26 protein-coding genes and 1 pseudogene are annotated in these 25,500 nt (G+C 67.8%); 6 read left to right on the forward strand and 21 right to left on the reverse strand.

Annotated elements, in window-relative coordinates:
- Positions 1-75: 75 nt before the first annotated feature.
- From PW843_06885 to PW843_06900, 4 genes are all read right to left on the reverse strand, one after another.
- Positions 76-306 (reverse strand): hypothetical protein, encoded by a 231-nt coding sequence (locus PW843_06885; GenBank protein ID MDE1146337.1) that lies wholly within the window; start codon positions 304-306, stop codon positions 76-78.
- 72 nt (positions 307-378) lie between these two features.
- The gene (plsY, locus tag PW843_06890; GenBank protein ID MDE1146338.1) at positions 379-1,029 is read right to left on the reverse strand and encodes a glycerol-3-phosphate 1-O-acyltransferase PlsY; all 651 of its coding nucleotides are present in this window, start codon (positions 1,027-1,029) and stop codon (positions 379-381) included.
- Between the two features lie 5 nt (positions 1,030-1,034).
- Positions 1,035-2,336: a dihydroorotase gene (gene pyrC, locus PW843_06895; protein MDE1146339.1), complete on the reverse strand. Its 1,302-nt coding sequence runs from the start codon at positions 2,334-2,336 to the stop codon at positions 1,035-1,037.
- Positions 2,337-2,404: 68 nt separating this feature from the next.
- Positions 2,405-3,343, reverse strand: a complete 939-nt coding sequence (locus PW843_06900) for an aspartate carbamoyltransferase catalytic subunit (protein MDE1146340.1) — start codon at positions 3,341-3,343, stop codon at positions 2,405-2,407.
- A gap of 488 nt (positions 3,344-3,831) precedes the next feature.
- Here PW843_06900 and PW843_06905 point away from each other — a divergent pair, with 488 nt between their 5' ends.
- Entirely contained in the window at positions 3,832-4,950 is a 1,119-nt protein-coding gene (locus tag PW843_06905) for a hypothetical protein (protein MDE1146341.1), read from the forward strand.
- A gap of 143 nt (positions 4,951-5,093) precedes the next feature.
- Here PW843_06905 and gor read toward each other — a convergent pair whose 3' ends face one another.
- Together gor and modA are read right to left on the reverse strand one after the other, a co-directional pair.
- On the reverse strand, positions 5,094-6,458 hold the full coding sequence (gene gor / locus PW843_06910; protein MDE1146342.1) for a glutathione-disulfide reductase: 1,365 nt from the start codon (positions 6,456-6,458) through the stop codon (positions 5,094-5,096).
- A gap of 62 nt (positions 6,459-6,520) precedes the next feature.
- A complete protein-coding gene (modA, locus tag PW843_06915; protein ID MDE1146343.1) occupies positions 6,521-7,342 on the reverse strand; it encodes a molybdate ABC transporter substrate-binding protein in 822 nt (273 codons plus the stop codon).
- A 219-nt stretch (positions 7,343-7,561) separates the two neighbouring features.
- Here modA and PW843_06920 point away from each other — a divergent pair, with 219 nt between their 5' ends.
- Positions 7,562-8,659: a branched-chain amino acid ABC transporter substrate-binding protein gene (locus tag PW843_06920; GenBank protein ID MDE1146344.1), complete on the forward strand. Its 1,098-nt coding sequence runs from the start codon at positions 7,562-7,564 to the stop codon at positions 8,657-8,659.
- 39 nt (positions 8,660-8,698) lie between these two features.
- Positions 8,699-9,811, forward strand: a complete 1,113-nt coding sequence (locus PW843_06925) for a branched-chain amino acid ABC transporter substrate-binding protein (protein MDE1146345.1) — start codon at positions 8,699-8,701, stop codon at positions 9,809-9,811.
- 152 nt (positions 9,812-9,963) lie between these two features.
- On the opposite strand, the gene PW843_06930 is transcribed toward PW843_06925, so the two are convergent.
- Positions 9,964-10,491 (reverse strand): SCO family protein, encoded by a 528-nt coding sequence (locus PW843_06930; GenBank protein MDE1146346.1) that lies wholly within the window; start codon positions 10,489-10,491, stop codon positions 9,964-9,966.
- A 284-nt stretch (positions 10,492-10,775) separates the two neighbouring features.
- On the opposite strand from PW843_06930, the gene PW843_06935 reads away from it, so the two are divergent.
- Positions 10,776-11,231, forward strand: coding sequence for a hypothetical protein (locus tag PW843_06935; GenBank protein MDE1146347.1), 456 nt, complete (start codon positions 10,776-10,778; stop codon positions 11,229-11,231).
- A gap of 180 nt (positions 11,232-11,411) precedes the next feature.
- Here the strand turns inward: PW843_06935 and scpB are convergent, their stop codons facing one another.
- The 8 genes from scpB to dgt form a co-directional block, all read right to left on the reverse strand.
- Positions 11,412-12,041, reverse strand: a complete 630-nt coding sequence (gene scpB, locus PW843_06940) for an SMC-Scp complex subunit ScpB (GenBank protein MDE1146348.1) — start codon at positions 12,039-12,041, stop codon at positions 11,412-11,414.
- A gap of 23 nt (positions 12,042-12,064) precedes the next feature.
- Entirely contained in the window at positions 12,065-12,913 is an 849-nt protein-coding gene (locus PW843_06945; GenBank protein ID MDE1146349.1) for a ScpA family protein, read from the reverse strand.
- On the reverse strand, positions 12,913-13,608 hold the full coding sequence (locus PW843_06950) for a site-2 protease family protein (protein ID MDE1146350.1): 696 nt from the start codon (positions 13,606-13,608) through the stop codon (positions 12,913-12,915). The genes PW843_06945 and PW843_06950 overlap by 1 nt, the downstream gene beginning before the upstream one ends.
- Positions 13,609-13,613: 5 nt before the next feature.
- On the reverse strand, positions 13,614-14,663 hold the full coding sequence (gene nagZ / locus PW843_06955; GenBank protein MDE1146351.1) for a beta-N-acetylhexosaminidase: 1,050 nt from the start codon (positions 14,661-14,663) through the stop codon (positions 13,614-13,616).
- A 13-nt stretch (positions 14,664-14,676) separates the two neighbouring features.
- Positions 14,677-15,633, reverse strand: coding sequence for an SPOR domain-containing protein (locus PW843_06960; GenBank protein ID MDE1146352.1), 957 nt, complete (start codon positions 15,631-15,633; stop codon positions 14,677-14,679).
- 3 nt (positions 15,634-15,636) lie between these two features.
- On the reverse strand, positions 15,637-17,391 hold the full coding sequence (gene argS / locus PW843_06965) for an arginine--tRNA ligase (GenBank protein MDE1146353.1): 1,755 nt from the start codon (positions 17,389-17,391) through the stop codon (positions 15,637-15,639).
- Positions 17,392-17,566: 175 nt separating this feature from the next.
- Complete coding sequence (locus PW843_06970) at positions 17,567-18,088, reverse strand: DUF805 domain-containing protein (protein ID MDE1146354.1); 522 nt, start codon at positions 18,086-18,088, stop codon at positions 17,567-17,569.
- 130 nt (positions 18,089-18,218) lie between these two features.
- Positions 18,219-19,556 carry a dNTP triphosphohydrolase gene (gene dgt / locus PW843_06975; protein ID MDE1146355.1) on the reverse strand — a complete coding sequence of 446 codons (1,338 nt, stop codon included), beginning with the start codon at positions 19,554-19,556 and terminating at the stop codon, positions 18,219-18,221.
- Positions 19,557-19,733: 177 nt separating this feature from the next.
- Here dgt and erpA point away from each other — a divergent pair, with 177 nt between their 5' ends.
- On the forward strand, positions 19,734-20,108 hold the full coding sequence (gene erpA, locus PW843_06980; GenBank protein MDE1146356.1) for an iron-sulfur cluster insertion protein ErpA: 375 nt from the start codon (positions 19,734-19,736) through the stop codon (positions 20,106-20,108).
- Positions 20,109-20,307: 199 nt separating this feature from the next.
- Positions 20,308-21,081, forward strand: a complete 774-nt coding sequence (xth, locus tag PW843_06985) for an exodeoxyribonuclease III (protein ID MDE1146357.1) — start codon at positions 20,308-20,310, stop codon at positions 21,079-21,081.
- Between the two features lie 14 nt (positions 21,082-21,095).
- Here xth and PW843_06990 read toward each other — a convergent pair whose 3' ends face one another.
- The 6 genes and pseudogenes from PW843_06990 to pdxA form a co-directional block, all read right to left on the reverse strand.
- The gene (locus tag PW843_06990; GenBank protein MDE1146358.1) at positions 21,096-21,353 is read right to left on the reverse strand and encodes a toxin-antitoxin system HicB family antitoxin; all 258 of its coding nucleotides are present in this window, start codon (positions 21,351-21,353) and stop codon (positions 21,096-21,098) included.
- Positions 21,350-21,772, reverse strand: coding sequence for a putative toxin-antitoxin system toxin component, PIN family (locus tag PW843_06995; GenBank protein ID MDE1146359.1), 423 nt, complete (start codon positions 21,770-21,772; stop codon positions 21,350-21,352). Before PW843_06995 ends, PW843_06990 begins: the two co-directional genes overlap by 4 nt.
- 76 nt (positions 21,773-21,848) lie before the next feature.
- Positions 21,849-23,006, reverse strand: coding sequence for a sterol desaturase family protein (locus PW843_07000; GenBank protein MDE1146360.1), 1,158 nt, complete (start codon positions 23,004-23,006; stop codon positions 21,849-21,851).
- A gap of 118 nt (positions 23,007-23,124) precedes the next feature.
- Entirely contained in the window at positions 23,125-23,397 is a 273-nt protein-coding gene (locus tag PW843_07005; protein ID MDE1146361.1) for a hypothetical protein, read from the reverse strand.
- 196 nt (positions 23,398-23,593) lie between these two features.
- Positions 23,594-24,436: a 16S rRNA (adenine(1518)-N(6)/adenine(1519)-N(6))-dimethyltransferase RsmA gene (rsmA, locus tag PW843_07010; GenBank protein ID MDE1146362.1), complete on the reverse strand. Its 843-nt coding sequence runs from the start codon at positions 24,434-24,436 to the stop codon at positions 23,594-23,596.
- A 25-nt stretch (positions 24,437-24,461) separates the two neighbouring features.
- A pseudogene (gene pdxA, locus PW843_07015) lies at positions 24,462-25,494 on the reverse strand (4-hydroxythreonine-4-phosphate dehydrogenase PdxA).
- Between the last annotated feature and the right edge of the window lie 6 nt (positions 25,495-25,500).

Raw genomic sequence — 25,500 nt, forward strand, 5'->3', positions numbered from 1 at the left:
CTTCGTTCCCCAGAAACTTCCGGCGGACGCGGTCGCGTCCTACAGCGGCAGATTCATAGTCTCGTGCCGCTGGCATTACCGGCTGTGATGGCCCGGTGAGTCAGGGCGCTTCTTCTCCGCCCCATGGTGGCCGTCTTTCTTCTCCCCGGCCTCTTCCTTGGCCTTGGGCGCCTCATGGGGAATGGGCGGGAAGATGTCCGGCGTGGGGGACCGCGCCTCCTCGATGGCCTCCACCACCTCTTCCAGGATGATGTTGCCCAGGATGCTGCCTTCATCCTTGTGGGTCTTGGTGGGCTTGGTGCTCATCGTCGTTCCTCCTCAGGGGCCTGTCCCTCAAATAAGGATGGCCCCTTCAAGGTTCAAACGCACTGAGGCAAATCATTCACCCGCTTCAGTCTTCTTCTTCCCCTGCCCGATCCGGGGCTCCGTTCCCGCCAGCAGGCGGCGGATGTTGGCGTGGTGGCGAATCCACACCAGGATGGCGATGGCCAGCGCCAGGGCGCCCTCGCTGGGGCCGGCGCCGAAGCCGGCCGCCGCCGGGCAGATCGCCGGCAGCACCCACGCCACCGCCGGCGCCAGCGCCAGGGCGATCAGGGCGGACAGGGAGGAGATGCGGAACAGGAAGGCCATGGCCAGCCAGGTCAGGCAGGCGACGATGCCCACCGGCCAGCTGGTGGCCAGCAGCACGCCCAGCGCCGTCGCCACCCCCTTGCCGCCCTTGAAGCCCAGCCACACCGGGAAGGTGTGGCCCAGCATGGCGCCGCCGCCGGCCACCAGCGGCGCCAGATCGGACGGCACGAACGCCATGGCCAGCAGGGCCGCGATGGCGCCCTTGCCGCTGTCCAGGACCAGGGTGGCGGCGGCCAGCGGCTTGTTGCCGGTGCGCAGCACATTGGTGGCGCCGATGTTGCCGGAGCCGATCTTGCGGATGTCGCCATGGCCGCCCAGATAGGCCAGCACCAGGCCGAAGGGGATGGAGCCCAGCAGATAGCCGCCGGCCAGGACAAGACCCAGGGTGGTGCCGTCCATGGGGGTCAGGCCGCCAGCTTGAAGACGGTGCGGCCGTCCACCAGGGTGTGCAGCACGCGGCCCTGCACCGGGTGCTTGTCGAAGCAGCTGTTCTTGGACTTGCTGTGCAGCGCCTCCGCCTCCACCTTCCACGGCCGTTCGGCGTCGAAGATCACCAGGTCGGCGGCGGCACCGGTGCGCAGGCGGCCCAGATTCAGGCCCAGCACGGCGGCCGGCTTGGCCGTCACCGCGGCCAGGGCGTCCAGCAGGCTCATATGCCCCTTGTTCACCAGGTCCAGGGTCAGCGGCAGCAGGGTTTCCAGGCCGACGGAGCCGAAGGCCGCCTGGGCGAAGGGCACGCGCTTGGCGTCCTGGTTCAGCGGCAGGTGGTCGCTGGTGATGCAATCGATGGTGCCGTCGGCCAGGCCTTCCACGATGGCGGCGCGGTCGTCGTCGCTGCGCAGCGGCGGGAACAGCTTGAAGAAGGTGCGGTAGTCGCCGACGTCCCGCTCCGTCAGGGTGAAGTACGGCGGGGCGGTGTCGCAGGTGACCTTCAGGCCCTTACGCTTGGCGGCGCGGATGACCGCCACGGACTCGGCGGTGGAGATGTTGGCGGCGTGATAGCGGCCGCCCGTCGCCTCCACCAGGCGCAGGTCGCGCTCCAGCATGATCACTTCCGACAGCGCCGGGATGCCGGACAGGCCTAGGCGGGTGGCGATCTCGCCGGCGTTCATGACGCCGTTGCCGGACAGGCGCGGTTCCTCCGGGTGCTGCATGATGGGGCGGCCCCAGATGCTGGCGTAGGACAGCGCCCGCTGCATCACCAGGGCGTCGGCCACCGCCTTGCCGCCGTCGGTGAAGCCCACGGCGCCGGCTTCCGCCAGCAGGCCCATCTCGGTCAGTTCCCGGCCAGCCAGGTCGCGGGTGATGCCGGCATAGGCGAACACCTTGACCAGCCGCACCTCGCGCGCCCGCCGCGCGATGAACTCCAGCCCCGCCACGTCGTCGATGACGGGGTCGGTGTCGGGCAGGCAGGCCAGGGCGGTGACGCCGCCGGCGGCGGCGGCCTGGCTGGCGGTCTTCAGCGTCTCATTATCCTCATGCCCCGGCTCACCCACCTGGGCGCGCAGATCCACCAGGCCAGGGGCGACGCAGGCGCCCTGCGCATCGATGACCTCGATCCCCTCCGGCACGCCGTCGCGGAACAGGCCGGGACCGTGGTCGGCGATCTTGGTCCCGTCGATCAGCAGGGAACCGCGCTGATCCAGGCGGCTGTCCGGGTCCAGCAGGCGGGCGTTCAGGATGGCGGTGCGGGTATGGGCGGGCATGGGGGGCGCTCTCAGCAAGCGGATCGTCGGGAAGGCGGAACCGAAACGGCCAGGGGGGCAGACAAACGTCAGGCCGGGTCGTTGCGGCCGTGCTGGGTCAGCAGGTCCAGGCAGGCCATGCGCACGGCCACGCCGAATTCCACCTGTTGCAGGATGACGCTGCGGTGGATGTCGTCGGCCACCAGGCTGTCGATCTCCACGCCGCGGTTCATGGGGCCGGGGTGCATGATCAGGGCGTCGGGCTTGGCCGCCGCCAGCTTCTCGTAATCCAGGCCGAAGAAGCGGTTGTATTCGCGCACGGACGGCACGAACTGGCCCTGCATGCGCTCCATCTGCAAACGCAGCATCATGACGATGTCGGCGTCCTTCAGGCCGGTGGCCATGTCGTGGTGCACCTCCACGCTCAACTCGCCGATGGCGCGGGGCAGCAGGGTGGGCGGCGCCACCACGCGCACGCGGGCACCCATGATGTTCAGCAGCATGATGTTGGAACGGGCGACGCGGCTGTGCAGGATGTCGCCGCAGATGGTGACCGTCAGGCCGTCCAGCCGGCCCTTGTTGCGGCGGATGGTCAGGGCGTCCAGCAGGGCCTGGGTCGGGTGCTCATGCGCGCCGTCGCCGCCGGAGATGACGGCGCAATTGACCTTGTCGGCCAGCAGCTTCACCGCGCCCGATTCCGGATGGCGCACCACCAGGACGTCCAGGTGCATGGCGTTCAGGGTGGTGGCGGTGTCCAGCAGGGTCTCGCCCTTCTTCACGCTGGAGCCGTCGACCGACATGTTGATGGCGTCGCCGCCCAGGCGCTTGGCCGCCAGCTCGAAGCTGGTGCGCGTGCGGGTGCTGTTCTCGAAGAACAGGTTCACCACCGTCTTGCCGCGCAGGATGTCGGTCTTCTTGTTGGGGCTGCGGTTCTGGTCGACATAGGTGTCGGCGAGATCAAGGATGGTGTTGATCTGGGCCGGGCTGAGGCCCTCGATGCCGAGCAGGTGCCGGTGCGGAAAGCGCATGGGATCCCCATGGGAGTCGGAACGGATATCTGAAGCGACGGTTCCGCCCCAATACCCGAGTGCTCTCGTGACGGGGGCGCCGCCGTATCGGGGCCGGACTATGGCCCCGCCGCCGCCGGCAAGCAAGATCGGCATGACTGTCGGCCGGGCAATGCTGCCCCCGCCGCCGATGCCGCCCACCAAGGTCGATGCAGCGCAAGCATGGCACCTGCATTTGGCTCAGGACCACTGGGGCAGCGCAGGGGTATTTGCTTATGGAAAACGATAAAATGTGACAAATTATTACGATGAATTTGCTGATATTTCTCAGTAATCGTCACATTGTCCCGACACCAAAGACATAATGACCTAGCGGCATGGTTTAGTACTTTACTGATACTGGATACGACTTATGCTCGGCTGGTGGGTTCGGCCGTGGGCAGACGGCGCCCGCGGCTTGGCGCCAACGACTCAAGCGGCGTGGCGGCCGAACAGGATGAGGGGTCCCCATGCCACCCACCCACCCGAATACCGGCGCCCCGACGCACCGTCCTCCCCTGGAACCGCCGCGCGCCGATGGCGTGTCGCTGAAGCGCGGCGTGGACGATGCCGACGCCTGGTCGGATGAGACCGACGCCCTGCACCTGCTGCCGCTCAACGTCCTGCCGCTGGCCACCAGCGGGCTGAAGCGGGCGCGGCTGGTGAAGACGGCGCGCCTGGAAACGATGGTGGAGCTGTTCCGCGACGCCCGCGCCGGCGCCGGCCTGATCCAGATCGAAGGGCTGGGCCGGGAATTCGCGGCCGACAAGGCGCAGTTGGACCAGGACATCGCCCTGCTGCTGCGCCTGGGCCGCGCCGGCTCGTTCGACGTCTATTCCCTGCGCATCGAGCTGCGCGCCCTGGGCATTCCGGTGGATGAGCACCAGCACCTGGTGCTGTCGCCGGAAAAGCAGGAGGAACTGACCTTTTACATGCAGGGCTTCACCCGCCCGCTGCTGCGCCGCGTCTATGGCGAGCAAGCTGGCAAGGTGGAGAACATGGGCGACCTGACCGCCCTGCTGTCCAACCCGGATCGGGCGGAGACGCTGGCCAATCTGCGCCACATCGCCGGGCGCCTGGGCCTGCAACTGGCGGCCATCCCGGAATTCCTGGCGCAGTACGGCGACATCTTCCTGTCGGTCGCCTATTTCCGCAGCTGCCGCGACGGGGCCGACCTGTTGATGACGGAGGTGCGGCGCTGGCTGCTGGACCTCAAGCGGTCCTCCCTCATCCAAGCCGACAATGCCGCCCAGCGCCTGATCACCATGGTGGGCGCCAGCCTGGACACCATCATGACCCAGCTGGACGGCTGCTTCCGCAGCTTCGACCGCATGACCAACCAGCTGTGGGACGACATGACGGCCGAGGGTTTCCAGGCCATGCGGCGGGAGATCGAGGCCCACCACACCGGCGTCGGCACCCTGTGCTGCGGCCTGGCGGTGAAGCTGGGCGGCTGGAAACGCGCCTTCCCCAACGCCGCCAAGGGCGCGCCGGGGCAAAAGCTGGACTGGCTGCGGCAGGAGATGGTGCCGGGCCTGGCCGAGCTGGTGGAGGTGGGGATCGGCGCCAACAAGCCCTCCCGGGCTTAATGCCCCCTCAAACGCCGGACGTCGCCGTCCGGCGACTTGGCTGATCCTCGGTTTCCAGTCCGCTCACGTTCCCCGGAAACCTCCGGCGACCCCAGTCGGGGCCTACGGAGGCATGGTATGAATTCCATGCCTCCGCCCACGCATCATTCCGGATCGGGTACTTTGGTGCGCAGGGTCACGAACTCTTCCGCCGCCGTCGGGTGCAGGCCGATGGTGCTGTCGAAGATGGCCTTGGTGGCGCCGGCGTTCATGGCCACGGCCACACCCTGGATCATCTCCGGCGTGTCGTCGCCCACCAGGTGGCAGCCCACCACCCGGTCGCTGGCCCGGTCCACCACCAGCTTCATCAGCATGCGCTGGTCACGGCCCGACAGGGTGTGCTTCATCGGCTTGAAGTTGGTGCGGTAGATGTCCACCGCCGGGTAGGCGGCGCGGGCCTGTGCCTCCGTCATGCCGCAGGTGGCGACGGGGGGGATGGAGAACACCGCCGTCGGAATGTTGTGGTAGTTCACGCCGCGCGGGCGGTTGCCGAACAGGGTGTCGGCCAGGGCGTGGCCCTCGGCGGTGGCGACGGGGGTCAGGTTCACCCGGTCGGTGACGTCGCCCAGGGCGTAGATGTTGGGCACGGTGGTGCGGTACTGCTCGTCCACCTTGATGGCGCCGCGCTCGTTCAGTTCGATGCCCACGCGCTCCAGCCCCAGGCCCTGCACGTGCGGGCGGCGGCCGGTGGCGTACAGCACGGCGTCCAGTTCCAGCACGCTGCCGTCCGACAAGGTGGCGCGCAGGCAGTCGCCGGTCTTGTCCAGCCGCTCGATGGTGCAGTTCAGGCGCAGATCAACGCCGGTCTTGGCGACCTCGGCACTCAGGAAGTCGCGCACGTCCTCATCGAAGCCGCGCAGCAGCTTGTCGCCGCGATACAGTTGGGTGACCTTGGAGCCCAGGCCGTTGAAGATGCCGGCGAACTCCGTGGCGATGTAGCCGCCGCCGACGATGGCGACGCGCTTCGGCCGCTCCGCCAGGTGAAAGACCTCGTTGGAGGTGATGGCGTAGTCGCGCACGCCCGGCTGGTCGGGCAGTTCCGGCCAGCCGCCGGTGGCGATCAGGATGCGCTCCGCCGTCACCCGCTGGCCGCCCACGTCCACCGTGTGCTCGTCCACGATAGTGGCACGGCCTTCCAATATAGTGGCGCCGGAATTCTCCAACAAACGGCGATAAATGCCGTTCAAACGCGTGATCTCCACGTCCTTGTTGGCGATCAGGCGCTGCCATTCATGGTCCTTGGCGGCCACGTCCCAGCCATAGCCGGCGGCGTCCTGAAAGCCGGCGGCGTACTGGGCGGCGTAGACCAGGAACTTCTTGGGCACGCAGCCGACGTTGACGCAGGTACCGCCCAGGTACCGTTCCTCCGCCACCGCCACCCGGGCGCCGTGGCCCGCCGCGATTCGGCTGGCCCGCACGCCGCCGGAACCGGCACCGATGGTGAAGAGATCGTAGTCATAGGCGGCCATGGCCGGGGTTCCTGTTGGTTGGGCGTGGAAATGGTGCGACAGGCTTGCCAAATGTCGGGATGTTACCCCTTTGGCGCAAGGGCGGTCTGGAAGCCATAATCCGCCAGCATGGCTTGCGCCGCCGGGCTCAGCAGGAACTGGGCCAGGCGGTCCGCCGCCGCCTGCCGCCCGGCGTTGTGGGAGGTGGTCATGACCGCCATGCCGTAATCGGCCCGGATGGCCAGCTTGCCCGGGATTTCAACCTTGGTGACGCTGGTGTCGGGCGTCGTGCTGCCGGAGCTGCAATAGCCGATCATGGTGTCCACGCCGTACTGGGCCAGCTTTTCCGCCGCCGTGGCGTCGGCCTTGGGCTTCGGCCCGGCACCCCCGGCCACCTGCCGCGCCTTGGCCCTCAGGACGGCGGTGGCGCCGGGCTGGACGGCGTCCGCCTTGTCGAAGAATGCATAGGCGTAGTCGCCGCCGGGATCGGCCTTGGGCGTGGAGGTGCCGATGCGCACCTTGGGGTCCAGCAGGCGAACCAGCAGGTTGTCGGCGGTCAGGCCCACCGCCGGCAGGGCCGCGACGCATAGGTTGTTGCGCGCGAACACCACCGTGGGCTCCGCCTTGCCTTCACTGGCCAGGGTCTGGGGATGGCCCATGTTGGCGGAGATGAAGACGTCGACCTTCTCGCCATTCTCGATGCGGGCCAGCATCACGCCGGCGGGGCCGGTCTCAAGGTCCACCTCCTGCCCCGTCTCCGCCTGGTAGCGTTTCAGCATGGCCTTCAACACACCGCCGGCGCTGCCCGCCGAATACACCGTCAGCGAGGGCTGAAGGTCGTTCGCCAGGGCGGGCGTCGCGGTCAGAAGGGCCAAGGCCGCCAGCATCGTTTTCTTCAGGGTCATCTCATTCCGCCCTCAAACCATCGTCCGCGCCGTTATAGCCCCTTGGGTCCCATGGGGCGACGCCCGATCAAGTCGCACCCGGACAATATTCGGCGGCAACGAATTTGGATGAGGAAACCGGCCGCTATGCTACCGTCGGCTGCCGCCGGCACGGGGATGCCGGCCGACACTGAAAAATAGCAATGGGGACAGGGGAATGACGGACACGGTCCGGCGGTGATGAAGGGGGCCCTGGCGGCCCTGGCGCTGACGACGGCCACCATGGCCACCGGTGCGGCCTGGGCCGATATCAAGGTGGGCCTGGCCGGCCCCCTGACGGGGCCCAACGCCGTGGTGGGCGAGCAGATGCGCCGGGGCACCGAACAGGCCATCGCCGACATCAACGCCAAGGGTGGCGTGCTGGGTGAGAAGCTGGTGCTGTCCAAGGGCGACGACGCCAGCAACCCCAGCCAGGGCGTGGCCGTCGCCAACAAGCTGGTGACCGAGGGCGTGGTGGCGGTGTTCGGCCACTACAACTCCGCCGTCTCCATCGCCGCCGCCAAGGTCTATGCCGAGGAAGGCGTCATCCAGATCTCCCCCAACTCCACCAACCCGCGCCTGACGGAGATGGGCTACACGACGACATTCCGCACCTGCGGCCGCGACGACCAGCAGGGCCAGGTGGCGGCGGCCTACATCGCGCGTGTCTTCCCCAACGCCCGCATCGCCATCGTCCAGGACCAGACCACCTACGGCAAGGGCCTGGCCGACGCCACCCGCGACGCCCTGAACAAGCTGGGCAAGAAGGAAATACTGTATGAGGCGGTGACCGTGGGCGACCGCGACATGTCCGCCATCATCACCCGCATGAAGGACGCGCAGATCGACCTGGTGTTCTTCGGCGGCGTGCATACCGAGGGCGGGCTGCTGGTGCGCCAGATGGCGGACAAGGGCCTGAAGGCCCAGTTCGTCGGCGGCGACGGCATCATCTCCAACGAGTTCTGGGGCATCACCGGACCCAGCGGCAACGGCGTGCTGAACACCTTCGGCCCCGACTACCGCCTGCGCCCGCAGGCCGCCGACGTGGTGAAGAAGTTCCGCGACGGCGGGTACGAGCCCGAGGCCTACACGCTTTATTCCTACGCCGCCGTCCAGGCCTGGGCCCAGGCCGCGACCGAGGCCAAGACCACGTCGCCCGACAAGGTGGCGGCCGTCCTGCACAAATCCACCTTCCAGACTGTGATCGGCCCCCTGGCCTTCGATGCAAAAGGAGATCGCACCACTGCCGATTACACAGTTTACCAGTGGCGCGACGGGTCTTATACCGAGGTCAAATAGTGTGAATTAGACACACGTCGTTTCAGGAACCACAGTTCGATGCGCGTATCATCCCTCGCCCGTGCCGCCCTTCTCACCTTGCCCTTGCTGTCGATCAGCCTGCCAGCACTGGCGGACATCAAGATCGGCGTGGGGGTGCCCTTGAGCGGGCGGCTGGCGGCGGTGGGCACGCAGCTGCGCCGGGGTGCGGACCAGGCCGTCCACGACATCAACGCCAAGGGCGGCGTCCTGGGGCAGAAGCTGGTGGTGGACGCGGTGGATGATGGCGGTGAACCCACCCAGGCCGTCGCCGCCGCCAACCGCCTGGTGACGGACAAGGTCGCCATGGTCATGGGCCACATGACCACCGGCACCACCATGCCGGCAGCCCAGGTCTATGCCGATGAAGGCATGATCGTCATCACCCCCAGTTCCACCAGCCCGGAACTGACCGCCCAGGGCTGGGACACGCTGTTCCGCACCTGCGGCCGCGACGACCAGCAGGGCCTGGTGATCGGCACGTACCTGGCCAACCACTACAAGACCGGCAAGATCGCCGTGGTTGATGACCAGACCACCTATGGCAAGGGCCTGGCCGACGCCGTGCGCGCCACCCTGAAGGCGCGCGGCGTGCCGGTGGCGCTGAACGGCGTACTGACGGCGGGTGAGAAGGACTTCAGCAGCATGGTCACCCGCCTGAAGTCGGCGGACGTGGACGCCGTGTTCTACGGCGGCCTGTACCCGGAGGCGGGATTGCTGGTGCGCCAGTCACGCACCGCCGGGCTGAAGGCCGCCTTCCTGGCCGGCGACACGCTGGCGAGCGATGAGTTCTGGACCACCGCCGGCACCATGGGCGAAGGCGTCATGATGGCCTACAACGCCGACGTCCGGCAGAGCCCCGCCGCCAAGGAGGCGCTGGAAGGCTTCCGCAAGAACGGCGGCGAGCCCAATATCTTCTCCCTCTACGCCTATGCCGCCGTGCAGGTCTGGGCGGAGGCCGCCGCCAAGGCCGGCAGCACCGATCCCAGGAAGGTGGCGGCCGTCCTGCACAGCGGCCAGGAATTCCCCACCGCCGTCGGCACCGTCTCCTACGACGCCAAGGGCGACCGCAAGCAGAACGACTACGTCATCTACAGCTGGCACGACGGCGCCTACGCGCCGCTGGCGAAGTAGTAGGGAAACACCCCCGAAGAAAGGCCGCTACCGGCTGGTGGCGGCCTTTTTTAGAGCAAGATGCGATCAGGCATGATCGCATCTTGCTCGTAAGCTGTTCATGATAGAGCGGATTTACACGATCAGGTGATTCCATCTGATCGCGTTCCGCTCTAATTGGCCGCCACCGGCAAGCCCAACGCATGCCGCACCTTGCCTTCCGCGATAGCGGGCGGGTCGAAGGGGTTGATGGCGCTGCGCAAATGGCCGTCGGGGTCCATCAGGAAGATGGCGGCGTTGTGCTCCATGGCGTAGTCGGTGGCCGTGCTGGCGGCCGGCAGGGGCGCGCCGTCGGCCGTGACCTTGCGGTATTCCACCTTGTAGCTGGCGGTCGCGCGGGCGATCTGCGCCGGCGTGCCGGTCAGTGCCGCGATGCGCGGGTTGAAGTTGGCGATGTAGTCCTTCAGCACCGCCACCGTGTCGCGCGCCGGATCCACGCTGATGAACAGGCCCTGCACCCGCCCTGCGTCGGGGCCCAGGTCATCCAGCACGGCGCTCATCGACGCCAGGCCGGTGGGGCAGACGTCGGGGCAGTTGGTATAGCCGAACAGCACCATCAGGGTCTTGCCGGCGTAGGTGCGGTCGGTGACTGGCTTGCCGTCCTGGTCCACCAGGTCGAAGGGGCCGCCGATGTCAGCCACGGTGGGCAACCCGGCCCTGGGAGTGGTCCCTGGTCGGCCGGCAATGCCCCAGACGCCGACCGCCACAGCTGCCAGCACCAAGACGGGGCCCGCCCAACGAAAGGCGGAGCGGCGGGCGGATGGGCGGGGCATGGCGGATCCCAAGGCAACCGGCAGAAGCGGCCATTTGGAACCCCGGCGCACATCGGGTCAAGGCGCCATGCGCCCCCAGGGCCTTGCCCAGCCGGCGGCCACGCGCTAACTACAGCGGAAATCAGGCCGCCCGACATTCAAGGATCACACGCATGAAAGACCACCTTCCCCCCTCCGACCTGTTGCGCGAACTGGCCGAGGAGGATGAGGAGATGGAGGCGGCCGATCCCCGCTTGGCGGATGTCATCGCCCTGTGCGCCGACCGCGATGAAGCCAACCGGGACTGGGCCGTCTACCTGCTGGCGCAATCGGATGCCGACACCCCGGCGGTACGCGCCGCCCTGCTGGCCGCCACCAAGGACGAGGATGGCTCGGTCCGGGCCGAGGCCCTGGTCGGCCTGGCGCAGCGGGCACCGGATGAGGCCCGCCCGCTGGTCATCCGGGAACTGAACGGCGACGACGCCTACGCGCCCCTGTTCGAGGCGGCGGCGCTGTGTGGCCATCCCGACCTGGTAAAGCCGCTGAAGACCTGGGCGAAGACCGGCGACAAGGAACTGGACGCCCTGGTGAAAGAGGCGCTGACCGCCTGCATCGCCAACGACGCCTGATGTTTTATATGCGCGGCATTTGAGCGTGACCGCTCAAATGCCGGCCCTCAATCGCCCGGGTGCCAGCATCCGCTGACTTGGCTGATCCTCGCGTTTCAGTCCGCTGACGCTCCCCAAAACGCTCCGGCGGCTGCAGTCGCAGCCTACAGCGGCACGAATCAAAATTTCGTGCCGCCGATGTTACTCATCGACGCTGTCCTCCACCGCGCGCGGCAGGGCGGCATCGTCGCCGCGCGAGAACAGGGTGGTGACGGCGGGGCGGGCGTCCAGCAATCCTGCGGCGCGCAGGTCATCCACGCCCGGCAGGTCGCGCAACGATTCCAAACCGAAATGATCCAGGAAAGCCGGGGTGGTCAGCCAGGTCAGCGGCCGGCCCGGCGTCTCCCGCCGGCGGCCCGGCTTGATCCAGCCGGCTTCCATCAGGATGTCCAGCGTGCCCTTGCTGGTGGCGACACCACGGATGCTTTCGATCTCCGCCCGGGTCACCGGCTGGTGATAGGCGATGATGGACAGCGTCTCCACCGCCGCGCGCGACAGACGGGACGACACCTCCGTCTCCCGCTGCAACAGGGGCGCCAGGTCGGCCGCGGTGCGGAAGGCCCAGCGGCCGGAGGCCGCCACCAGGTGCACGCCGCGCGGGCTGTAGTGCGCCTGCAATTCCGCCAGCAGGCCTCGCACGTCGGCCCCGGTCCCCAGGCGGGCCTGCAATGCCGCCTCCTCCACCGGCTCGGCCGAGGCGAACAGCACGGCCTCCACCAGGCGCAGCTGTTCGGCGTGGCGGTCGAAGCCCTCCAGTTCCGGCTGCAGCATTTCCGGGGACAGGGTCTCGGTACTCATGGCGTGTCTTCCGGGGGCTTGGCCAGCGAGGGAGTGGGCGGCGTTTCGGTGCGGCGGACGTAGAGGGGGCCGAAGGCGCTGTCCTGCCGCACCTCCAGCTGGCCGGCCTTGGCCAGTTCCAGGGTGGCGACGAAGGTCGCGGCCAGGGCGGAACGCGCCTTCAGCTTGTCCTCGCGACTGCTGCCACCACGCCAGTCGGGGGGCAGGAAGCGGTCCAGCCGCGTCCAGTCCGGCAGGCGGCCCAGCATGGCCTCCACCCGGCGGATGGCGTCCTCGATGGTGAACAAATCCACCGGCGGGAGGTGCAACGGCCCCGTCTTCTGCTGCCGGCGCTTGATGTCGCCATAGGCGCGCAGCAGGTCGTACAGCGTGACCTCCGCCACCCGGCGTTCGAACACCGGAATGTCCTCCGGCGCGCCACGCGGGAAGACGTCGCGGCCCAGGCGTGGCCGGGACATCAGGCGGGCGGCAGCGTTCTGCATGGCCTCCAGCCGTTGCAGCTGGAAGGCCAGGGCCTGGGCCAATTCCTCACCGCTGGGCTCCTCCGTCTCCGGCGTCGGCAGCAGCAGGCGCGACTTCAGGTAAGCCAGCCACGCGGCGGTCACCAGGTAATCGGCCGCCACCTCCAACCGCAGGCGGCGCGCCTCATTGATGAATTTCAGGTACTGCTCGGCCAGGGCCAGGATGGAGATGCGGGTCAGGTCGACCTTCTGGTCGCGCGCCAGGGTCAGCAGCAGGTCGATGGGGCCCTCGAACTCCCCCAGATCGACCAGCAGGGCGGGCTCGTCCTCGCCAACCTCGGCGGCCTCCCACTCCCCCTCCGCTGCCGCTTGGCCCTCGGCCATCAGTTCAATCCCGTCAGCCTGGTGATGATGTCATAGAGGAAGGCCACCGGTACGCCCACCACCCAGCGCAGGGGGTTGAGAGCGCTCAATCCCATATGGTCGAAAAGGTAAGGCAACAGGAAGAAGAATGTCAGCATGATCATGATGCCCTTGTCCTCCAGCGCCGCGAAGCGCTGGCCCAGACGCGGGGGCAGCAGGCCGGTCACCACCCGCCCGCCGTCCAGCGGCGGGATGGGCAGCAGGTTGAACACGGCCAGGAACAGGTTGATCTGGATGCCGGTCATCAGGTTCCGGCCCACCCATTCCCGCCCGTCCTGCGGCACGTATTCCACGGTGTAGAGCAGCAGGGCGCACAGGATGGCCAGCAGGATATTGATGCCGGGGCCGGCCAGGGCCACCAGGATCATGTCGCGCCGGGGCCGGTTCAGGTTGCGGAAGTCCACCGGCACGGGCTTGGCCCAGCCGAACATGGCGCCCGTGGTCAGGAACATCATCGACGGCAGGATGATGGTGCCGAACGGGTCGATGTGCTTGGCCGGGTTGAAGGTGACACGGCCCTGGTAATAGGCGGTCTTATCGCCCAGCTTCATGGCCATCCAGCCGTGCGCCGCCTCATGCAGGGTGATGGCGATCACCATGGGCAGCGCCATGACGGACAGGTTGACGACCAGTTCCTGAAAAGTCGCGGTATCCAAAGGGGTCAATCCCAGTTGCCGACAAGGTCGATAAGGCGGGCGCGCCAGGCGGCGACGGTGGCCGCGTCCGGTAAGGTCGTCGCGGCGGGGCGGCGGTTCAAGGCCCGCGCCCAGCGTGCCTGGCTTTCCGGCGTCAGGTGGGGCACCACGGCCGCGACCGCCGCCATCTCCGCCACCGTGCCGTTGCAGTGCAGGGCGACATCGCAGCCGGCGGCCAGCGTGGCGGCGGCGCGTTCCGGCACAGTGCCGGACAGCGCCTCCATCTCCAGATCATCGCTGATCAGCAGGCCGTCGAAGCCGATGCGGCCACGGATGATCTCCGCGATCACCACAGGCGACACGCTGGACGGGCGGTCGGCGTCCACGGCGGTGTAGAGCACGTGGGCCACCATGGCCAGCGGCAGGCCGGCAAGCTCCTGGAAGGGCGGGAAATCCACCGCCGCCAGGGTATCCAGGTCAGCCGTGACGCGCGGCAGTTCCTTATGGCTGTCGGCGCCCGCGCGGCCATGGCCGGGGATGTGCTTGACCACCGGCAGCACGCCGCCAGCAAGCAAGCCTTCCGCCTGCGCCCCCGCCAACCGGGCGACGCGGGATGGGTCCAGCGCGAAGGCGCGGTCACCGATGACGTCGTGGGCGCCCGACTGCGGCACGTCGGCCACCGGGGCGCAATCCACATCAATGCCCAGGGGCGCCAGCATCGCGGCCAGCAGGCGGCCGTGCAGCCAGGCCGCCTCCGCCGCCAATTCATCGTCCGCCACGGCACCCACGCGGCCCGCCGGCGGCAATGACGGCCAGTGCGGCGGGCGCAGGCGCGCCACCCGCCCGCCTTCCTGGTCGATCAGGATGGGGGCGTCGGGGCGGCCGACGCTGTCGCGCAGGGCGGCGGTCAGGGTCGCCACCTGTTCCGGCGTCTGGCAATTGCGCCGGAACAGGATGAAGCCCAGCGGACCGGCCTTGGCGAACAGGGCACGCTCAGCATCCGTCAGCACCGGCCCGGTGCAGCCGAAGATGACAGCGGCCGGTGGGGTCGCGACCGGCGTTTGGAGAATGGTCATGGGGCCGCCGCCGTCAATGCACGGGGATGCAGCCGTCCTTGGCCGCCTTCACCGCCTCGCAGATGCGCTTGGCCTGGGCCTCGTCCACGGGCCCCGCCTGCACGCGGTAATAGATGCCCTTAGCGCCCAGGTCGGCCTTCACCAACCGCAGGGACAGGCCACCCAAGGCCGCCGCGTGCTTGCGCTGGATGCGCTGCAATTCCTCCTGCGCCTGCGCCTCGGACGGGATGGAGGCGAACTGCAGCTTCACCGAACCGGTGCCGGCCGCCACCGGGGGCGGCGGCAAGGGCTTTTCGACCGGTGCGGCGACCGCGGGCTTTTCCACCGGCTTGGGCGCCGCGGCCACGGGCGCCGGCACGGGTTTGGGCTGCTGCGGCACCAGCTGGGTGGGCGCGCCGGCCGGTGGCTGCGCGGTGGTCGCCGGCGGCGGGGTCGGCGACGACGGTGCGGGCGGCGCCTGAACCGGGGCCGCCTTGCCAACGGTGGGCGGCAGCACGGTGGGGGCAGCCTGTGTCGATACAGGTGCCGGCGCCGTAGCCGCCGGCTGCTGCGGCTCCGGGGTCACCGGCTGGCTGACCGGCGGCGGCGAGGCCTTGGGCCGTTCCATCGGCACCTCCGGCGGCGGCAGCAGGCGTTCCACGCCCGGGTCCGTCTTGCCGTCGCCCCGCAGGCGGTCATAGATCAGGCGATCCTGGTTGGGCACTTCCATCCCGCCCGGCTGGTCCGGCTTCACCTTCGTCGGGCCCGGGTCGGCATGGATGACGGGGGCCACAGCCTCCGTCCCCGCCCGCTGGCCCTGGGTGTAGACGAAGTAGATCAGCCCGCCGAACGACCCCACGGCGGCCACGACCACGGCCAGGCTCAGCAGCCCGCGCCGGCGGGGTGCCGGCGGGCGCCGCCGGCCCTGCCAGTCGTAACCGGGATCGTAGTCGTAGTCGGGATCGCCGTGATGGTCGTGCATGTCACTCATGGATCAGCGCAACTCCTCGGCCGGGACCACGCCCATGATGGCGAGGCCGGACGCGATGACCAGGGACACCGCCGTCACCAGGGCCAGGCGGGCCCGGGTGACGGCCTCGTCACCCTCGATGATGAAGCGCAGGGTGGCATCGTCCTTGCCCTGGTTCCAGAAGCCGTGGAAGGCGGCGGCCAGTTCCTGCAGATAATAGGCGATGCGGTGCGGCTCATGCGCCTCGGCCGCCGACTCAACCGTGCGCGGCCAGTTCAGCATCAGGCGGATGAGATCGACCTCGGCCGTGGACGACAGGCCATCGAAGGACACGGCCGACAGGGTCGCCGGCTTCAGGTCCCAATCGGCGTGCAGGCTGGCGGCCTGGCGCAGGACGGAGCGGCAGCGGGCGTGGGCGTACTGCACGTAGAAGACGGGGTTGTCCTTGGACTGTTCCGTCACCTTGGCGTAGTCGAATTCCAGCGTCTGGTCGTTGCGGCGGGTCAGCATGATGAAGCGGACCACGTCGCGGCCGACCGCGTCCATGACGTCGCGCAGGGTGACGAAGGTACCCGCCCGCTTGGACATCTTCACCGGCTCGCCATTCTGCAGCAGGTGGACCAGCTGGCACAGCTTCACGTCCAGCTCGGCCTTACCGTCGGAAATGGCCTTGGTTGCCGCCGCCATGCGTTTCACATAACCGCCGTGATCGGCACCCCACACGTCGATCAGCACCGGGCAGCCGCGCCGGTACTTGTCGTAGTGATAGGCGATGTCGTTGGCGAAATAGGTCCAGGACCCGTCGGACTTCTTCAGCGGGCGGTCGACGTCATCGCCGAACTGCGTCGCCTTGAACAGGGTCTGGGGCCGCGGCTCCCAATCATCCGGCTTCTTGCCCTTGGGCGGCTCCAGCACGCCGACATAGATCAGGCCGGCATCCTCCAGGGCCTTGAAGGCATGGTCGACGGCGCCGTTGTCCACCAGCGCGCGCTCGGAACTGAACAGGTCGTGGTGGATGTTCAGGGAGGCCAGATCCTCCTTGATGCCCGTCATCATCTGGTCGATGGCGAAGGCGCGCACCGGGGCCAGCCATTCGGCCTCATCCAGATCACGCCACTTGGCGCCGTCGCGGGCGGCCAGGGCCTGGCCCACGTCCTTCAAATATTCGCCCGGGTACATGCCGGCCGGGATCTCGATGCCCGCCTCACCCAAGGCCTCGCGGTAACGCAGGTGGGTGGAGCGCGCCAGCACGTCGACCTGGGCGCCGGCATCGTTGATGTAATATTCGCGCGTGACGCTGTAGCCCGCCTTTTCCAGCAGGGCGGACAGGGCGTCACCCACCACGGCGCCGCGCGCATGGGCGGCGTGCAGCGGCCCAGTGGGGTTGGCGGAGACGTACTCCACGTTGACGTGGACGCCCTGGCCGCGCGTGCTGGCGCCGAAGGCCACGCCGGCCGTCAGGATGTCGGTCATGCGGGCGCGCCAGAAGGCCGGCGCCAGGCGCAGGTTGACAAAGCCGGGGCCGGCGACACTGACCTCGATCACATCCGGCAGGGCCCGCAGGTGCGGGACCAGCGCGTCGGCGATGGCGCGCGGCGGCTTGCCCGCCGGCTTGGCCAGCACCATGGCGGCATTGGTGGAGATATCGCCATGCGACGCCTCGCGCGGCGGCTCCACCGTCACGCGGGAGAGGTCCAGCCCGGCGGGAATGCCCCCCTCGGCCGCCAGGGCCGCCAGGGCGCCGCGAACCAGGGCTTCGAAATCCTTGTAGACGTTCATGGTGATCAAACCGGCAAAATCCAAAAGAACAGCGTTCGCCGGATCATGGTGACCGGCGGCGGGGCACCATACAAGGTTCCAACCGCTTAGGTCACGGACGGAGTTTGAGGGGTGCGTCCACCAAACCCCGCCCCCCATTTCATGTCAATCCGCAACCGATCGCCCCTGGGGCCTTTCACGCGAGAGGATCGGCCCCAAATCGATTGTCGCCCACCGTGCCCCGCAGGAACCAAAGCTCCACAAGCAGCCAAATCCCCCCGATAAAGGGAATCAGCGCCACCAGAAGGAACCAGGCGCTATGGTCACGGTCGTGACAGCGTTTCACCTGCACGGCGAATCCCGGCCAGAAGGTGAGCAGGCTGAAAACCGTCATCGCCAATACGGCGCCCGGACTGGCATGCGGATCAGCGCCCTGGGCAATCGCGCCGAAGTCTATGCTTGAGAAAAACCAGCCGGCGACGAAGACATAGAGGATGAATAGCGGGACCTGATATTTCAGCCAGAACTCTCGACGGGAAACCCGCCCGTTCAGGGACAATAAGAACCAAGGCCACGTGAACGGCGCCCGCTGCAACGCCAAGAGATAAATATCCCGCGCCCTATCCTCATCGGCGACAAAATCCACTTCAGCGCCGGTCCCGGGCGGCTTCTCACTTCGCCAAGCATCACGGGGTGAAGTCGTATCGCCGCCCGTCATGCCCTGTTATCGCGCCGGTAAATGTCCTGTCGTCATATCCAATGATCTTGCCCCGCATCCAATCCTCTTATGTGCCAATGTTCCAGGAATATCCCTCCTAGGTAGCACAAACGGGACACGAAGCCACGCCCTACCCCGCGATCAGCTGCGCCTGACGAATGGCGAAGCGGTCGGTCATGCCGGCGACGTAGTCCAGCAGGCCCTGCACCCAGCCGGCACGGTCGTAGGGCAGCTGCCGCGACTCCGGCACCGTCTCCAGCAGCGAGGCCCAGCGGCGGGGCAGCTTGGTATGCGGGCCCAGCGCCTCACGATCCAGCAGTGCCTCGCCGTAAGCGTCCAGCAGGGTGGTGATGGTGCGGGCGGCGATGATGTCGGTCTCGCAGCGCTGATGGCCACGGTAGATGCGCTCGTGGCTCACCTGCTCGATTTTGCGCAGGGCGGGCGCCCGGGCCGACAGGGTCAGCAGCGGCTTGCAGAACTCCCCGGCCATCAGGTCGGGCAGGCGCTCCAGGAAGATTTCGGCCGCGTCGCGCACCAGCCGGTCGATGGCCTGGGCACGCAGGAAGATCAGCTTGCGGTCCTCATCCTCCAGGGTCTTGTAGTCGGCGGCCCAATCCTTGGATGTGTCATCGCGGAAGAAGGCCAGCAGCAGATCCTCCGCATGCTCGAAACTCAGCATGCGCATCTTGGCCGCGTCCTCGATGTCCACGACGTGGTAGCAGGCGTCGTCCGCCGCTTCCACCAGGTAGGCCAGCGGGTGGCGGCACCAGGCACCCGGGCCCTTCTCCACCAGGCCGGCCTCGGCCGCCACCTCGGCGAACACGTCCTGTTCGCTGGCGAAGAAGCCGTACTTGCGCTTGTGCGGGCGCTTGAGGTCGCCACCCGGCACCTCCACCCCCCAGGGGTACTTGGCACCGGCGGCCAGGGTGGCGGCCGTCAGTTGCAGGCCGCCCACGCCGCGCCAGCCCTGCAATCGGGTCAGCACGCGGAACCCCTGGGCGTTCGCTTCGAACTTGCACAGTTCGGCCTGCTGCACCTCATCCAGGCCGTCGCGGATGCGCTGGCCGATGGCGCTGGTGGCGAACCAGTCGGAGATGATGTCCTCGCCCGTATGGGCGAAGCAGGGCGTGCCGACATCGTGCGCCAGCGAGGCCGCGGCCACCACGTTGCCGATGTCGCCCGGCGTGGCGTTGATCTCATACCCGGCGCTGGCCAGGATGGCCGGCCCCACCCACATGCCCAGCGAGCGGCCGACCCGTGCCGCCTCCATGGAATGGGTCAGGCGGGACCGGACGTAATCCGACCCGGCGATGCCGTGCACCTGCTGCTTATCCGCCAGCCGGCGGAAGCTGGTGGTGAAGGTGATGCGGTCGATGTCGATCTCATAGGCGCTGCGGTGCGGCAACTCCGGGTCGGCCGTGGTCTTGGCCAGGCGTTTGCGCGACAACAGGCGGTTCCAGTTCATCATCACCGCATACCTCATGCCATGCCCGTGCGGGCACCAAACGGTTCATGGTCCTTTGACGGAACCATTGGGAGCGCCTACATAATATGGGCGTTACAGAGGAACGTGGCCCCTGTCCAGTCGCCTTTTCAAGCGTACGGGGCAGCGGGGCCGCCATCCCGCAACCGGAAAGACCTGTCGATGACCGACATCGCCGTGACCGAACTCGCCCCCGTCGGAGCCCCGCCCCGGGCCATGAGCCTCAGCGCCAGCGCCGCCAAGCGTGTGCGCAAGCTGGCGGAGATGGAGGGCGGGCCCCAATACATGATGCGCCTATCGGTGTCGGGCGGCGGCTGCTCCGGTTTCCAGTACGGCTTCAGCTTCGATGCCGCCACCACGGATGAGGACCACGTGTTCGAGCGCGATGGCGCCCGGCTGGTGGTGGACGACACCTCGCTGGACCTGCTGGCCGGCGCCGAGGTCGATTTCGTCGAGGAACTGGCCGGGTCGTACTTCAAGGTCAACAACCCCAATGCCGGTTCCTCCTGCGGCTGCGGGCAGAGTTTTTCCCTTTAAGTTTTCCCTCAGACGCCGGGCGCCCGCATCCGCGGGCTAGGCTTCCTCAGTTTCCAGTCCGCTACGCTCCCCGGAAACTTCCGCCGGACGCAGTCGCGTCCTACAGCGGCATCGGTATGCCGCTGATTACGGAGACTTCTCGCCTTGGCCCGGGCGAGGCTCTAAGGTGCGGACAAATCCGCCTTAAGAGAGCTTCCCCATGCGCATCGCCACCTGGAACGTGAACTCGGTCAAAGCCCGCCTGGCCAACGTGACCGGGTGGCTGGACAGCGCCAAGCCGGACGTCGTGCTGTTCCAGGAGATCAAGTGCGAGACGGCGGCCTTCCCGCTGCAGGCCTTCCAGGATATGGGCTATCACTGCGCCGTGGTGGGGCAGAAGGCCTATAACGGCGTCGCCCTGCTGTCGCGTGAGGAACCCCGGGACGTCATCACCCGCCTGCCCGGCGAGGATGAGGACGAACAGTCCCGCTATGTCGAGGCGACCGTGGCCGGCGTGCGCATCGCCAGCCTGTACCTGCCCAACGGCAACCCGGTGGGCACGGAGAAATATCCCTATAAGCTGCGCTGGATGGACCGGCTGAAGGCCCATGCCGCCGACCTGCTGGCGCAGCAGGTGCCGTTCGTGCTGGGCGGCGACTACAACGTCATCCCCGAGGCGCGCGATGTCTACGACCCCGCCGCCTGGATGACCGACGCCCTGTTCCGCCCCGAGACCCGCGCCAAGTTCCGCGAGATCACCCATTTGGGCCTGACGGAGGCCTTCCGCGCCGTCCACCCCGATGCCGAGCGCGCCTACAGCTTCTGGGACTATCAGGCCGGCGCCTGGCCCCGCGACATGGGCCTGCGCATCGACCACTTCCTGCTGTCCCCGCAAGCGGCCGACCGCCTGGCCGGTTGCAGCATCGACAAGGGGCCGCGCGGCCAGGAAAAGGCGTCGGACCACACGCCGGTGATCCTGGAACTGGCGGACTGACGGGCGCCGCCCCGTCAATCCTGAGGGCGTTCGTCCCCTGCCCCAGGCGCCTGCCCACCGTCGCGGGTCAGCAGCCGCCGGAACGCGTCGCCATCCCCTTTGCCACGCCGCTCATCAAAAAACGCCGCAGTCCGTAAGGCCGCCAACTTTTCCGCGACGGCGGTCGCGACGAACTGATTGAGGCTCGTGCCGTCTTCAGCGGCGAGACGTTCCGCCTCGGCCTTGATGGAAACGGGCAGCCGCAACGGATAGGTCGATGTCTTGGTGCTCATGATCGCATCCTTGTCAGCAGTTCCCCGGGAAGCAACACGGGAATACCGAAACGGTCCATACCTGGAAGGAAATGGCGCCGATTGAACGTCACCAAAGCATCGGCGCGCCCATTGACCGCAGCCTCCAATACCAGTTCATCCCCTGGATCCCGCAATTGCGGGCGCCATAAGAACCAAGTCTCAACCGGCTCCGCCAGATCAACGAGACGATTGAAGAAGACGCTGAGGTCCTCTTCCGTCAATCCGGCGGCCAATCGGTGTTCCGGTCGCCGGCACACCGCCTCATACTCAATGAACAAGGGAACGGTGACCAGAACGCCAAGACGCCCCTGGTCCACCGCCAACATCAGCGCGGCGGAACCCCCGAGAGGGCTTCTCAATGAAGCGACCACCACGTCGGTATCGAGCACCACTCTCATCATCAAACAAATATAACATCACCTGCGATGTCATCATAGCCAATCCATTATCCCCAAACTTATTGCTGCGACGCCCCTACCCCTCCCGCTTGCCCGTCAGCAGTTCCACGGGACCGCTGAGCGGGTACAGCAGTTGGCGGAAGAAACCACCGGGGATGGGCTTCACCGTGCCGTAGTGCTGGGGCCAGCGGTCCTTGGGCTGGTGATAGGTGCGGAACACCAGGTCCCACAGGGGCGTGTGGGCGCAGTAGTTGCGGTCCAGCGCCTCTTCATCAGAGGCATGGTGCCAATGGTGGAACTGCGGCGTCACGATGACGTAGCGCAGCCAGCCCAGATCCATGGCGATGTTGGAATGGATCAGCACGCCCTGCACCGACACGAAGATGATGTAGGCGAATACCGTGTCCTGCGGGAAACCCAGCAGGAAGATCGGCAGCAGGATCAGCGAGCGGGTGAACAGCACCTCCAGCACATGCAGGCGCGAGCCGGACAGCCAGTCCATGTGCTGGGGCGAATGGTGGACGGCGTGCAGGCGCCACAGCCACGGCACCTCATGATAGGCGCGATGGCTGGCGTATTCGACGGCATCGGCCGCCAGGATGACCAGCAGGAAACGCACCACACCCGGCAGCGCCTCCACCTGGGCCTGCAGCCAGCCGTTGATGGCCCAGCCGAAGACATCGTGGGCGAAGTGGTTGGAGATCAGCAGGAAGGCGCCGATCAGCAGGTGGTTGACGGCGAAATAGCCCAAATCCAGCTGCCAGCCGTCGCGCAGGACGGGCTGGTCCGGCGCCACGCGGGGCAGGATGCGTTCCAGCAGGATGAAGGTGCAGCCGGTGAAGAACAGGTCCAGGACGAACCAGTCCAGCCCCACCCAGGTGCGCGCCTGGTCGAAATCCTCATACGGCACATAGGGCCCGCCCAGCAGCATGGCCAGCAGCACGCCGCACAGGCCCAGGGCGCCCTGCCGGCGGCGGCGGTCCAGCACCACGGCCGCCAGGCCGAACGTGGCGCCCACCCCCATGGCCAGGGCCAGGACAAGGCGCAGCAAGTCCATGTTGTAGTGGGGACGCAGGTCCGGCGTGGTCAGCCAGGCCGGATAACGCAGGCACAGCACGGACGCGATGCTGAGCAGGCCAATGGCCAGGGAAATGGTGCCGGACGACCGGCCTTGCAACAGCCGGGCCCAGGCCGAAGGCCTTGTCGCCGTCTCCGGCATTTCGCTCAGGGTCATGCCCCCTCCGTCACGGCCGAACATCCGTGACGCAAATCAATCAGGATTCTTGGGAGAAATGCAATGATTTGGGCGGGGAACGACGCCCGGGTGAGCGGCCTCAGTGAAAGGGCGTCGTTCAGAAGCTGTGGATGCGGGCGACCGCCAGGCTGTCACTGGCCACCATCTCACGGCCAGCCAGGCAGGCGTTCAGATGGTCAGCGCGCAAGGTGCCCTGATCGCTACCGGGATAAAGGTCGAAAGCCGACTGGCTGCAGCTGGAAAAGGCCGGGTTCTCATCGGCGACCTGGACATAGTCATGGTCCGGCACGCCCGTGCACGCGGCGATGGGCAGCAACACGCCCATGGTGGGCAGGAAGCGTTTCACCCAGTGATTGATCTTATGGCTCATGATCTTGGCCCCCGATATTCAGCGTCGTCCCGTAGCGGAAGGTAACGAAACGCGGGGGTTGTACGGAGTGACGGTCGTCATAAAGCCGGATTTCGCCGGGCATGCGTGCCAACCGCGCCACGCATGAGCCGATTGTGATCAAGGACACTGCGGCGGCCGGGGCAACCGCCGGTGGCACCCCTTAAGGTGGCGCCGGTCACGCGTCCTTTTGCGCCCGCCAGGCGTGGGTCAGGCGGACGAAGCCCGCCACATCCACCTCTTCCGCCCGCCAGGTGGGATCGATGCCCGCCGCCGCCAGCAGCGGTTCCGGCTGCGGCACCAGGCCCTTCAGACCGGCGCGCAGCATCTTGCGGCGCTGGTTGAAGGATGCGGCCACCACCCGTTCCATATCGGCGAAGGCGGGCGCATCGGCGGGCATGACGCGCGGGGTGATGTGCACCACCGACGACACCACCTTGGGCGGGGGTGAGAACGCCTGCGGCGGGATATCGAACACCAGCTTGGCATCGGCCACCCACTGGCTCATCACCGCCAGGCGGCCGTAATCCTTGGTGCGCGGCTTGGCGACGATGCGTTCCACCACCTCTTTCTGGAACATCAGCGTCAGGCTGCGGAACTCCTGGATCTGCTTCAGCCAGCCGATCAGCATGGGCGTGCCCACGTTGTAGGGCAGGTTGGCGACAATGGCGCGCGGCGCCGGGGCCAGCGTGGTCATGTCCACGGCCAGGGCGTCGGCCTCCACGATGGACAGCCGCCCGGCGGCGGCCTCGACCACATCGGCCAGGGCGGCGACGAAACGGCTGTCGCGCTCCACCGCCACCACCGCCTTGGCATCGCTTTCCACCAGCGCGCGGGTCAGGCCGCCCGGGCCGGGGCCGACCTCGACCACCGTCACCCCGCTGAGGTCACCCGCAACGGCGGCGACGCGCGCCGTCAGGTTCAGGTCCAGCAGGAAGTGCTGGCCCAGCGCCTTGCGGGCACCCAGGTCGAAACGGGCGATGACGTCGCGCAACGGCGGCAGATGGGAAAGATCGGTCATGGGGAATCGCTAAAGGAGAACAGGGTCAGGCAGAGGCGGCACGTTGCCGAGCCAAGCGCTCGGCCGAGAGGATGGCCGCCACCAGGCTGGACGGGCTGGCCTTGCCCGTGCCGGCCAGCGACAGGGCGGTGCCGTGGTCGGGCGAGGTCCGGATGAAGGGCAGGCCCAGCGTGATGTTGACGCCGGTGTCGAAATCCAGGGTCTTCAGCGGAATCAGGCCCTGGTCATGGTATTGGCAGATAACGGCGTCGTAGGTCGCCCGGGCGCCGGCATGGAACAGGGTATCGGCCGGCAACGGACCCGACACCGCCATGCCCTCCTCCCGCAGCGTCGCCACGGCGGGGGCGATGATCTCGATCTCCTCCAGCCCCATGGCGCCGCCCTCGCCCGCGTGCGGGTTCAGGGCGGCCACGGCCAGCCGGGGCTGGGCGATGCCGAAGTCGCGGCGCAAGGCCTGGTAGGTCACCCGCGCGGTGTGCAGCAGGGCCTCACGCGTCAGCTTCGCCGCCACGTCCTTCAGCGCCACATGGATGGTGACCAGCGCCACCCGCAGCCCCCCGCCCTCCAGCAGCATGATGGGCTCATCCGTCAGCCCCGCCAGATGGGCCAGATATTCGGTGTGGCCGCGGATGGCGGAAGCCGGCGGCGTAGAGGCTGCTTTTCTGGATGGGGTTGGTGACGACCGCCGCCGCTTGCCCCCCCCGCACCAGGGCCACGGCCCGGTCGATGCTGGCGATGACGGCGGCACCATTGGCCGGATCCGGCCGGCCGGCCACCACCGGGGCGGCCAGATCCTGGCGCAGCACCGGCAAGGCGTGATCGAACACCCCGGCGGCCTCCGCCGGCTCCGCTATTTCAACCACGGGAACGGACAGGCCTATGGCGGCGGCCAGCGCGGCCAACCGCTCGGGACTATCGATCAGGAAGAAAGGGGCCAGCCCCCGCTCATGCCGCAGGCGCCAGGCCATCAACGCGATCTCCCCGCCGATTCCCGCCGGTTCCCCCATGGTCAGGGCCAAGGGAGGGAGCGGGCACTGGGGCGACGACGGGGCGGTCATGGCGCA

This window comes from Azospirillaceae bacterium, from assembly GCA_028283825.1.
Lineage (GTDB): Bacteria > Pseudomonadota > Alphaproteobacteria > Azospirillales > Azospirillaceae > Nitrospirillum.